This is a genomic window from Rhizobium etli 8C-3 (genome assembly GCF_001908375.1).
Classification (GTDB): Bacteria; Pseudomonadota; Alphaproteobacteria; order Rhizobiales; family Rhizobiaceae; genus Rhizobium; species Rhizobium etli_B.
In genome coordinates, this window is record NZ_CP017244.1 from 2,243,160 (window position 1) to 2,253,963 (window position 10,804).

The following is a 10,804-nucleotide window of genomic DNA, read 5'->3' on the forward strand; positions in this document are numbered from 1 at the left end:
CCCGGCCGCGAGCGCAAGAGATAGGTTCGACGGCAGGGGCGAGACGGCTGAGCGAGAAGCCCGCAAGGCCAGGAACGAATACGCCTAGCGCTTAAGGCTCTTCAAAGTTGGCCGGCAAAGCATTGCGGCGAAGATCGGGGGCCGGATCAATCAGACGGCCCGGTGCCTCGGAATGCGCGGCAGGAAAACCGTGAGCAGGCCGAGCAGCGGCAGATACGAGCAGATCCGGTAGACGAACTCAATACCGTGGCTGTCGGCGAAATCGCCGAGGAAGGCAGCACCCAGTCCCCCCGCCCCGAAGGCGAAGCCGAAGAAGACGCCGGCGATCAGGCCAACGCGTCCGGGCACCAGTTCCTGCGCAAAGACGACGATTGCCGAAAACGCTGAGGCAAAAACAAGGCCGATGACGACACTGAGGATGCCGGTCCAGAAGAGGTTGGCATAAGGCAGCAGCAATGCGAAGGGAATAACCCCGAGGATCGAGAACCAGATTACGAAACGGGAACCGAAGCGATCGCCGATCGGCCCGCCGAGGAAGGTGCCGACGGCCACCGAACCGAGGAAGAGGAACAGCATCAGCTGGGCCTGCTGCACATCGAGCTGGAACCTGTCGATGACGTAGAATGTGAAGTAGCTCGACACGCTCGCCATGTAGACGTTCTTCGTCGCCGTCAAAAGGACGAGAATGATGAGCGCAATGATCACCTTGTTCTGTGGCAGGGGCAACGCACGGCTTACCGCAGGCTTTCCGGCATTCTGCCGGCGGTGGCTCATGAACCACTTGCCGACCCAGCCGAGCACGACGATGCCGATCATGGCGATGGCGGAGAGCCAGGAGACGCTGTGCTGGCCGAGCGGCAGCACGATAAAGGCGGCAATCAGAGGGCCGATCGCCTGGCCGGCATTGCCTCCGACCTGGAAGAAGGATTGCGCAAACCCGTGACGGCCGCCTGAGGCAAGACGCGCAACGCGCGAAGATTCCGGATGAAAGACGGCCGAGCCGAAACCGATGAGGCTCGCAGCCACCAGCAACAATTCGAAGCTTGCGGCATTGCCGAGCAGGATCAGGCCGCAAAAGGTGCTCGCCATGCCGACCGGCAGAGAATAAGGCATCGGCCAGCGGTCGGTGACGATCCCCACAAAGGGCTGCAACAGCGAAGCCGTGACCTGGAACGTCATCGTCAGAAGTCCGATCTGGACAAAATCGAGATCGTAGTTTGCCTTGAAGAGCGGATAAAGAGAGGAAAGCAGCGACTGCATGATGTCGTTCAGCATATGGCAGAAGCTGACAGCCACGAGGATCGACATCGTCGTCTTCTCGAAGCGGGGGGAAGTCTCGCTCAGTACTGCCATAGGCATTTCTCCTGCGGATCGCTGCGCGTGCCGCTGATCACGTCTTCACAAGATGATTGCGGAACTGGAGCCTTCGGAAGCCTCGGCGGCCGCAGGAGAGCATCTAGCGCAACTTGCGCGTCAGTTACAGCCCAGTTTTCCCGAGTTTGGTACGCTGATGGGTCAATTATGCCGAGAAGCCTGTATTGCTGCACGAATGATTCCGCCACAAGAAAGTAGTAATTGAATTTCCCTATGTGCTCATACACTATCATTCTGCCCGAAGTGCCGCCCCGAAAGGGCGCCCCGTCAACACAGTCCATGGAAACTTAAAAATGAACGCAAAAGCTCCGAATGCAATCGACATCTACGTGGGCTCGCGCGTGAGGATGCGTAGACTGCTGCTAGGGTTTAGCCAGGAGCGGCTGGCCGACCAGATCGGCGTTACCTTTCAGCAGGTGCAGAAGTACGAAAAGGGCATGAACCGCATCGGCGCAAGCCGGCTGCAAAAGATTGCCGAAGTCCTTGCTGTACCCCCGAGCTTCTTTTTCCAGCAGGACGCCGCGCAGCCGCTGAGCCTGGAGGGACTGGAGCCTTCCGAAAACTTCGATCCGGTCGGAGAATTCCTGCGGTCGAAGGAAGGACTGGCGCTTAATCGCGCTTTCTTGAAGATCACCGATCCAACCGTGCGTGAAAAGGTCCTTTCCCTCGTCAAGGCGATGGCCCAGGCCGGAGAGCGCCGCGATCTGGACGTCGATCCGGCAAGCTCTGAGACGGGCGCTACGCTCGAGGCTTGATGAAAACCGCTGCCAGGGGAACCTGAAAAGCTCCCTGGCGCCGGCCCTGCCGCAGCACGCGGCCTAGATGAGCTTCTCCAGCGTGATCGGCAACGACCGGATTCGCTTGCCGGTCGCGTGGAAGACGGCGTTGGCGATCGCAGGTGCCACCCCGACGATCGGCAATTCGCCGACAGCCTTGCCGCCGAGCACCGAGGCATGGTGATCGGGGATGCCGACGGAAATCACCTGAAGGTCGGGCACGTCCGAATTGGTCGGTACCAGATAGTCGGCCAGATTGTTGTTGATGACGCGGGCATGCCGTTCGTCGACAATACCTTCCTCCAGCAACGCCTGGCCAATGCCCATGATAATGCCGCCGCGCCACTGGCTTTCGGCGAGTTTCGGGTTGTAGAGCCTTCCTGAATCGAGCGCCGAAACCATGCGCGAGACACGGACGGTGCCGAAATCCTCATCGACGCGAACCTCGACGAAATGCGCACACCAGCTATGGAGCGAATAGCCGCCTTCAGTCGGCGCCTTCATTGTCATCATCGTCGTGAAGTTGTCGTAGCGGTCCTTTCCATCTCGCCTGTCTTCCGGCAGCGTGTCACGCAGCGTCTCGATCTTCTCTCGGCCGATCTGCCGCATGAAGTCTGCAATCGCAACGCCATCACCTTCCCCCCTCGGCGGCAAGATCCGGCCCTCGAAGATCGTCAGCGTATTGGCCTGCGCCTCCCGGAACGGCGAATTGACATCGTTGAGAGCAAGCCCGATCAACTCGTCGCGGGCGGCAAGGGCGGCCTTATGAACGGCCCCCGTCATCAGATTTGCAAGCTGCGAGCCGCCAGCGACGGGCGCCCGCGGCAAGGCCGAGTCGCCAAGCTTGACGTGGATCTTGTCGACGGGGATGCCAAGTACCTCAGAGGCAGTCTGGGCGATGATGGTATAGGTCCCCTGTCCCATGTCGATGCCGCTGCTTGCAATTTCGGCCGTTCCATCGGCAAGCACCCGCACAAGCGCCTCACCGGGCGTGCGGCGCACCGGATATGTACCTGCTGCCACACCCCAACCGATCAGCGCATTGCCGTCGCGCATGGAACGCGGCTTTGGCGAGCGCTTCGACCAGCCGAAGGCCTCGCCGCCCACGGCAAAGGCTTCGCGCAGTTGTCTTGTCGACCACGGGATCTTGGCATGCGGGTCTCGCTCGGCATAGTTCAGCAAACGGATCTCGACGGGGTCGATGCCGACGGCATAGGAAAGTTCATCGATTGCCGACTCCAGACCCCATGCACTGGGATTTTCGCCAGGAGCACGAAGCGCGCCCGGCAGAACCGTATGCACAGGCACGATGTTCTGCCTCGAGCTGAAGTTCGGCACGTCATACATGATGGAGGTGACGGCACCGAGCGGCTCGACGGCCACACCCGTCATCGCCGTTTCATTGGCGCCTCGCTGGACGATCGAAAGCAGCTTTCCTTCCTTCGTGGCGCCGAGCCCCAGCGTTTGCCGGGTGGCGGGGCGGCCGCCGAAGGCGGTAAATGTCTGCGCGCGGGTGAGCGCCAGCTTGACGGGACGGGCGAGCTTTCTTGCAGCCATGATCGCAAGCGCTGCATGCGGCAACGAGAGTGCCTTGGAACCGAAGCCGCCGCCGATATAGGGCGAGATGATCCGCACATTCTCGAAGGGCAATTCGAACCACTCGGCATAGCTGCGCGCCATGCCGTCAACCCATTGGCTGCCTTCCCAAAGCGTCAGCACATCGCCGTCCCATTTGGCGATCAGCCCATGGGGTTCGATCGGCACGTTGTATTCACGCGGTGTCTTGTATTCGGCTTCGATCCGAACAGGAGCTTCAGCCAGCGCCTGTTCGGCGTTGCCCCACTCAATCGTCATTTTCTCGACCGCAATACCCTCCCCGGCCCGTTCGTCATCGAGGCCGAAGATGGCCTGCTTCTCGTCGTAGCTCACCTCAATCAACGCCGCGGCCGCGGTCGCCTGTTCCAGCGTTTCGGCGATCACGGCTGCAACATGCTGTCCGCTGAAGGTAATCTCGTTGGTCAGCGCGAGATAGGGACCTTCAGGACCGGGCGTGCCGGCCCAGGTGGTTGCCGATTTCAGCTGGGTGATGTTGTCCGGCGTCAGCACGAGCAGCACGCCAGGTGATGCCTCAGCTGCAGAGATGTCCATCGTGCTGATTGTGCCTGCCGCAATCGTGCTTTGGACCATCACGGCGTGAACGACGCCTTCGATCTGGTGTTCGAGCGCATAACTTGCCTTGCCGGTAATCTTTGCCGGTCCATCCAGGCGCGACAGGCGGCCCCCGAGCACGCCATCGGCTGCATCACCGCGTTTGATTTTCCCTTCGATGACGGTCATTGCAGACCTCCCAAACTTTCCATGGCGCGGGCAACGACACGTGGCGCCAGGTCGATCTTGTACCGGTTGGCGCCATGGTCGATGGCGCCCTCGATGGCAAACAGGCTTGCTTTTGCAATCGCCGCGGGTTCGGCGGTCTTGCCGATCAAGGCGCGTTCGACTGCACGGGCGCGCCACGGCTTCGTCGCAACGCCCCCAAGCGCAACGCGAAGGTCGCGGATCGTTTTGCCATCGTCTTCCAGCTCGAGGCCGACGGCGGCGCTGGCGGCAGCAAACTCGTAGGATTGCCGGTCGCGAACCTTGAGATAGATCGATCGACGGGCTGCCTGTGAGGCGGGGACGAAAATGGCGGTGATAAGTTCACCGCGTTCAATCTTGTGTTCCAGTTGCGGCGTGTTGCCCGGAGCCAGGAAGAAGTCGTCGACAGCAATCTGGCGCACGCCCAGATGGATCACCGCGTCGAACGCGACGAGCGCCACCGCGAGATCGCCGGGATTGCTCGCGATGCAGTGGTCGCTGGTGCCGAGCACTGCATGGTTGCGGGTCACTCCGCCGATCGCCGAACACCCCGAACCCGGCTCGCGCTTGTTGCAGGCCGTAAAGACCGCCGGGTCGCGGAAATACGGACAGCGGGTGCGCTGCAGAAGGTTGCCACCGATCGTCGCCATGTTGCGAAGCTGAGCTGATGCCGCCAGCGACAGCGATTGCGAGATCGCCGGGAACGCTTCTTTTATCACCCGATGCTCAGCGACGTCGCTCATCTTGGCGAGCGCGCCGATCGTGACACCTGACTGCGTCGACGAGACTGCGTCCAGTCCGGGAAGAAATGTGATATCGACGACCGATTCCGGTGCGGCAATGCCGCATTTGGCAAGATCGAGCAGGGTCGTGCCGCCTGCAATGACCATCGCGCCTTGCCTGGCGGCCGCCTCACGGGCTTGATCGGCCGACGATGGGCGAAAATAGGAAAACTCTTTCATCTCGCCAGCTCCGCAGCTTCGCGCACCGCCGCAACGATGCCGTTGTGGGCGCCGCACCGACAGAGATTGCCGGACATATATTCACGGATCTCGCTGTCAGAGCCCGTATGACCCTCGAAAATGCAGCCAACCGCCGACATGATCTGGCCAGGCGTGCAATAGCCGCACTGGAAAGCATCGTGCTCAAGGAACGCAGCCTGAACCGGATGCAGGCTGCCGTCTGCCGCGGCAAGGCCTTCGATTGTCGTTACTTGCCGCCCCTCGGCCTGGGCCGCAAGCGTGAGACAGGCAAGCACGCGCCTGCCGTCGATGTGGACGGTGCAAGCGCCGCACTGCCCCTGGTCGCAGCCTTTCTTCGTGCCGGTCAGCGCCAGGTTTTCACGCAATGCATCGAGCAGCGTCGCGCGTGGATCGACAGCAAGCACGTGCGATGTACCGTTAATGTTAAGCTTCAGGTTGATTGTCCGGGTCATGGAGTTCTCCTGCCTCGACGGAGGATCTTGCGCCGTCATTGAAATAGCCGGGTCTTGAACTGCAAAGCGCCTGCCCCAGCTAGAATCTGGGTTCGGTCTCTGCGGGTCTTGCCTTCACCTCATGGCGCCTGCGCAATTGAGACATGACATTCCGCCTCTTTCTGCGATAACAGGTGCAAGGCCCTCAAGTTAAACGGAGGCGCCTCCGATTAAACTAGCGGCTTGCACGGCAGCGTCAAGCCCTCATCCGCAGGAGAGGCTTTTGACCGGAAAGGCAATAGCCGCAAGCGAGACGAAACCTGAAAAGCGCATGCGTGCCGATGCATTGCGCAACCGCGACAAACTGATTGCAGTTGCCGCCGAGGTCTTTGCCGATCATGGCGTCGAAGGTTCGCTGGAGGAGGTCGCCCGGCGTGCCGGCGTCGGTATCGGCACGCTCTACCGGCACTTTCCGACGCGCGAACATCTGGTCGAAGTTGTCTATCGGCGGGAACTGCAGAATTTGGCGACGGCCGCCAGCGATCTTGCGACAACGCATCCGGCCGACGAGGCCCTTGAAGAATGGATGCACCGTTTCGTCAACTATATTGCCGCCAAGCGCGGCATGGCACAGAGCCTGCGCATTTTGCTCGGCTGCAACTCTGAGCTCTTTGCCGAAAGTGCCGGCATCATTTCCGGGGCTCTTGGACAATTGGTGGACAACGCTGCCGCAAAGGGCATGATCCGCAGCGACGTGGAGAGCACCGACCTCCTGCATGCGCTTTCCAGCATCTATTCGATGCCCGACTCGCCGGAATGGCGGCAGCGCTCCCGCAGGCTGATTCGCCTGTTGATGGACGGACTTAAATGGGGTGCAAGAATGGGATCGGCCGAGTAGGGTCTGAGACCACTGATTCGGCTGGCGACCTTGGCGCCTTGAAAGCTAATGCGCTGATATGATTTGCTTCCGCTTCAATACGGAAGCTAAAAAGAGGTTCATTTCCGCAAGTCATGCTTTGATCCTTCGGGCAAGTATTGCCCGATAAAGCCCGCTGAGAGGCAGCTTAACGCCCTGTTAAGCCCATGGCCTTGCAAGAAAATGAGAATCGGCGCTAAATGCGCTTTCATTGGCCTCACGGCGTTAAAATCGCATTTTCGAGATTTCCATGAATATGGCACCTACAATTGGTAAAGCAATTTCTGATGTCGATCAGCTGATCATCGGCCAGGCACAGGAACTGTCCGACAAGTTGAAGCAGCATCGCCTGGAAATGTTTCCGCCCCGTGCGATGAAAAGCCTGCGCGAATTCCAGCTTGCCGAAGTGGCGCGCTTTCTTGGCGTCACGAGCGGCTATCTTCGCAATCTCTCGCTGGAGGGCAAGGGGCCTCTGCCGCAGGTGACGCCATCGGGGCGCAGATCCTATACCGCCAGGCAGATGGATGAAATGCGCCTGTTCTTGGATCAGAATGCCAGAGGCAGCACGCGTTACGTCCCGCACCGCACGGGCAATGAACACCTGCAGGTCATCGCCGTCGTGAATTTCAAGGGCGGCAGCGGCAAAACCACGAGTGCTGCCCATCTCGCCCAGCATCTGGCGCTGACTGGCCACCGTGTTCTTGCCGTCGACCTCGACCCGCAGGCCTCGCTTTCGGCGATCCACGGCTTTCAGCCGGAATTCGACGTCGACGAAAACGAGACGCTTTATGCGGCAATCCGTTACGACGACGAGCGGCGACCGCTGAGGGAGATCATTCGCAAGACCAATTTCCCCAATCTCGATCTGGTTCCAGGCAATCTCGAATTGATGGAATTCGAGCATGATACGCCGCGCGTGCTTGCCCAGGGCAAGGCCAGCGACTACGGCCGCATCTTCTTTGCCCGCCTTGACGAGGCGCTGTCTTCCGTCGCCGACGACTATGATGTCGTCGTCATCGACTGCCCTCCCCAGCTCGGCTTCCTGACGATGAGCGCCATCTGCAGCGCAACCGCCGTGCTCATCACCGTTCATCCGCAAATGCTCGACGTGATGTCGATGTGCCAGTTCCTGCAGATGCTGGGCGAGGTGCTGAACACGCTGAAAGGTGCCGGCGGCAACATGAATCTCGACTGGTTGCGCTATCTCGTGACGCGCTACGACCCGCAGGATGGGCCACAGACGCAGATGGTCGCCTTCATGCGCTCGATGTTCCGCAATCACGTGCTCACCAATCCGATGCTGCGAAGCGTGGCGATTTCGGATGCTGCCATGACCAACCAGACCCTCTACGAGGTGGAGCGCAATCAGTTTACCCGCGCGACCTATGACCGCGCCATGGAGGCCATGAGCGCGGTAAATGGCGAAATCGCCGAGCTCATCCATAAGGCATGGGGGCGCAGATGACGGCACACAGACTGACCGCAACCAACCGTTCAACCGCCGGGAGGAGAAAGAATGGCACGTAAGAATATCCTCTCGGGCCTGATGGACGATTCCAAAAAGTTTACCGCCGTAAACAGCGAGCCCGTAAACGACCCCGACAAGCAGCAGATCAATTTCAAGGGAATTGGCGCCCTCGGTGCCGTTACCCGCAGTATCGATGCCCTGGCCGCACGGGCGGACGCTGCGCGCGAAATCGAAGAAATGCTCGCCCATGGCGAAACCGTGATTGATCTCGACACCGCACTCATTGAAGATTCCTTCGTCAGCGATCGCCTCGGGCACAATGATGAGCAGTTTCAGGAATTGGTGGAAGCCATTCGCCTTCGAGGTCAGGATTCACCCATTCTTGTCCGCCCGCATCCGCAAAAGGATGGGAAGTACCAGATCGCCTTCGGCCATCGCCGCGCGCGCGCTGCCAAGGAACTTGGCCGGCCGGTTCGCGCCGTCGTCAAGAAGCTTGCCGACCGCGATCATGTCATTGCCCAGGGACAAGAAAACTCCGCACGCGCGGATCTCTCCTTCATCGAACGGACGATGTTTGCCGACAAGCTCGACAAGCTGGGCTTCGATCGGGAGACGATCATGGCAGCGCTCAATGCCGACAAGACGACGATCTCCAAGATGCTGTCCGTCACCCGGCGCATTCCGGCCGAGATTCTGTCGGCAATCGGCGCAGCGCGCGCAACTGGCCGCGACCGTTGGCATGACCTTTCGGCGAAATTTGAAGAAGACAATGCTGCCGAGCGGGCGATGCTGTTTATCGAAACGCCAGCCTTCGAAGCTGCCGGGCCGGACGCCCGGTTCGACATGCTTGCGGCATTCCTCAGCAAGAAGCCGGCACCAGCCGTCCAGACCACAACGCCGTCTTCGGCCGTGACCCAGTGGCAGCGCCGGGACGTCAAGGCGAAGATCAAGGATGACGGGAAGCAGTTCACCATCGCGCTGAGGGCAGGGAAGGCGTCAGCCTTCGGCACCTATATCGCAGACAATCTCGATCGTCTCTATGAGGCGTTCGAAGACAGCAGGACGACAGGAAAGAACGGAGATCAATAGCAAAAGAAAAGGCCCCCGAACGTTGCCGTAGCGGAAGCCCTCTCTGATCTAGACACCCAGAGAATCACATTTCCGCACAATATAGTCAAGAGTCTCCGGCACCTATTTTCGGTGAGCTGATATCTTTTGCCTTGAAGAAGGCGAAGAAAATGGAAAGCGGAAGTGTGACGACGCCCTTTGGGCGGCGGCCGATGACACTTGGCATGCTCGCAAGTCAGGTCACCAGCCACAAAATTGAGCCAGGCGCCTCAATCGACAAATGGAAAATCTATCGTGCGCTTTGTGAAGCCAAGCCTCTGCTCGACATATCCGACAGAGCGCTCACGGTATTGAACGCGCTTTTGAGCTTCTACCCGAAAGCCGAGCTTGCAGCAGACGACAGTCTTGTCGTCTTTCCCTCCAATACGCAGCTATCGCTTCGCTGCCATGGCATGGCCGAGCAAACGATAAGGCGGCATATGGCCGTCCTCGTGGCCGCCGGTCTCGTGATCCGCAAGGACAGCCCCAACGGCAAGCGCTACGCTCGCAAGAGCTGCAATGGCGAGATCCACGACGCTTTTGGATTCTCACTCGCGCCTCTGCTTGCGCGCGCCTGCGAAATCGAACGCATGGCCGCGAAAGTCTCTGCCGACCGTCTCTACATCCAAACGCTCAAGGAACGTCTCACGCTCACCCGCCGCGACATCTCAAAGCTTGTCCAGGCAGCGATCAGTGAAGAGCTTCCCGGAGACTGGCAAGCGGTGAACGGACGGTTTCACGATATCCTGAACCAATTGCCGCGCAAAGCCGGCGCCCATGCGGTTGCCTCCACATTGGATCTCCTCGACGCATTGCGCGATGAAATCGTCAAGCGACTGGAAACACTGATTAAAACGGACGATCTGAGCGCCAATGACTCACAAAATGAGCGGCACATACAGATAACAGAATCCGAATCTAATCTTGAATCTGAAGCCGCGGTTAAGATTCCGACCCCTGAGTTGACTGCAGTAAACTCGGCAATGATTGAGGCAGCAAACGAAGGACACGGTGAACTCCCTCGACTTCCGGCAGGAACCAACACCACATCCACACTATTTCCACTCTCCCTCGTTCTGCAGGCATGCCCGGAAGCGCGCAGCTACGGACCTGATGGAACTGTCAGAACATGGCAGGACCTCATTGCAGCAGGCGCTATCGTCAGTTCAATGCTTCATATCAGTCCCTCCGCATACAGGGACGCCTGCAGGGTCATGGGTCCGCAAGCGGCCTCAGCCGTGCTTGCCTGCATTTTTGAACGGTCGGGGACGATCAATTCAGCCGGCGGTTATTTGCGCGACCTCACCCGACGTGCCCAACGCGGAGAGTTTGCAATCGGATCAATGCTAAGAGCACTCGCAAGGACACAGGAACATCATGACGCCCCTCACTGA

At 59.6% G+C, this 10,804-nt stretch carries 9 protein-coding genes; 5 read left to right on the plus strand and 4 right to left on the minus strand.

What is annotated here, in order from left to right; all coding sequences use genetic code 11:
* Nucleotides 1–150: 150 nt before the first annotated feature.
* The gene (locus AM571_RS35520) at nucleotides 151–1,353 is read right to left on the minus strand and encodes an MFS transporter (protein ID WP_074065547.1); all 1,203 of its coding nucleotides are present in this window, start codon (nucleotides 1,351–1,353) and stop codon (nucleotides 151–153) included.
* 314 nt (nucleotides 1,354–1,667) lie between these two features.
* Between AM571_RS35520 and AM571_RS35530 the strand changes: the two genes are divergently transcribed.
* Nucleotides 1,668–2,129, plus strand: coding sequence for a helix-turn-helix domain-containing protein (locus AM571_RS35530; protein ID WP_074065549.1), 462 nt, complete (start codon nucleotides 1,668–1,670; stop codon nucleotides 2,127–2,129).
* Nucleotides 2,130–2,192: 63 nt separating this feature from the next.
* On the opposite strand, the gene AM571_RS35535 is transcribed toward AM571_RS35530, so the two are convergent.
* Genes AM571_RS35535 through AM571_RS35545 form a run of 3 tightly spaced genes read right to left on the minus strand, consistent with a single transcriptional unit; the run spans nucleotide 2,193 to nucleotide 5,940 of the window.
* The gene (locus tag AM571_RS35535) at nucleotides 2,193–4,487 is read right to left on the minus strand and encodes a xanthine dehydrogenase family protein molybdopterin-binding subunit (RefSeq protein ID WP_074065550.1); all 2,295 of its coding nucleotides are present in this window, start codon (nucleotides 4,485–4,487) and stop codon (nucleotides 2,193–2,195) included.
* Complete coding sequence (locus tag AM571_RS35540) at nucleotides 4,484–5,467, minus strand: FAD binding domain-containing protein (RefSeq protein WP_074065551.1); 984 nt, start codon at nucleotides 5,465–5,467, stop codon at nucleotides 4,484–4,486. The genes AM571_RS35535 and AM571_RS35540 overlap by 4 nt, the downstream gene beginning before the upstream one ends.
* A complete protein-coding gene (locus AM571_RS35545) occupies nucleotides 5,464–5,940 on the minus strand; it encodes a (2Fe-2S)-binding protein (protein WP_074065552.1) in 477 nt (158 codons plus the stop codon). The genes AM571_RS35540 and AM571_RS35545 overlap by 4 nt, the downstream gene beginning before the upstream one ends.
* Nucleotides 5,941–6,250: 310 nt before the next feature.
* On the opposite strand from AM571_RS35545, the gene AM571_RS35550 reads away from it, so the two are divergent.
* The 4 genes from AM571_RS35550 to repC all read left to right on the plus strand — a co-directional run bounded on the left by AM571_RS35550 (nucleotide 6,251) and on the right by repC (nucleotide 10,804).
* Nucleotides 6,251–6,817, plus strand: a complete 567-nt coding sequence (locus AM571_RS35550) for a TetR/AcrR family transcriptional regulator (protein WP_074065772.1) — start codon at nucleotides 6,251–6,253, stop codon at nucleotides 6,815–6,817.
* Nucleotides 6,818–7,085: 268 nt separating this feature from the next.
* Complete coding sequence (repA, locus tag AM571_RS35555; protein ID WP_022713069.1) at nucleotides 7,086–8,300, plus strand: plasmid partitioning protein RepA; 1,215 nt, start codon at nucleotides 7,086–7,088, stop codon at nucleotides 8,298–8,300.
* A gap of 51 nt (nucleotides 8,301–8,351) precedes the next feature.
* Complete coding sequence (gene repB / locus AM571_RS35560; RefSeq protein WP_074065553.1) at nucleotides 8,352–9,392, plus strand: plasmid partitioning protein RepB; 1,041 nt, start codon at nucleotides 8,352–8,354, stop codon at nucleotides 9,390–9,392.
* A gap of 149 nt (nucleotides 9,393–9,541) precedes the next feature.
* Entirely contained in the window at nucleotides 9,542–10,804 is a 1,263-nt protein-coding gene (gene repC, locus AM571_RS35565; protein WP_074065554.1) for a plasmid replication protein RepC, read from the plus strand.

Excerpts from the sequence above, each read along its gene's own strand:
- repA (WP_022713069.1), top strand. The coding sequence starts at position 7,086 with ATGAATATGGCACCTACAATTGGTAAAGCAATTTCTGATGTCGATCAG.
- AM571_RS35530 (WP_074065549.1), top strand. The coding sequence starts at position 1,668 with ATGAACGCAAAAGCTCCGAATGCAATCGACATCTACGTGGGCTCGCGC.
- repC (WP_074065554.1), top strand. The coding sequence starts at position 9,542 with ATGGAAAGCGGAAGTGTGACGACGCCCTTTGGGCGGCGGCCGATGACA.
- AM571_RS35520 (WP_074065547.1), bottom strand. The coding sequence starts at position 1,353 with ATGGCAGTACTGAGCGAGACTTCCCCCCGCTTCGAGAAGACGACGATG.
- AM571_RS35535 (WP_074065550.1), bottom strand. The coding sequence starts at position 4,487 with ATGACCGTCATCGAAGGGAAAATCAAACGCGGTGATGCAGCCGATGGC.
- AM571_RS35540 (WP_074065551.1), bottom strand. The coding sequence starts at position 5,467 with ATGAAAGAGTTTTCCTATTTTCGCCCATCGTCGGCCGATCAAGCCCGT.
- AM571_RS35550 (WP_074065772.1), top strand. The coding sequence starts at position 6,251 with ATGCGTGCCGATGCATTGCGCAACCGCGACAAACTGATTGCAGTTGCC.
- repB (WP_074065553.1), top strand. The coding sequence starts at position 8,352 with ATGGCACGTAAGAATATCCTCTCGGGCCTGATGGACGATTCCAAAAAG.
- AM571_RS35545 (WP_074065552.1), bottom strand. The coding sequence starts at position 5,940 with ATGACCCGGACAATCAACCTGAAGCTTAACATTAACGGTACATCGCAC.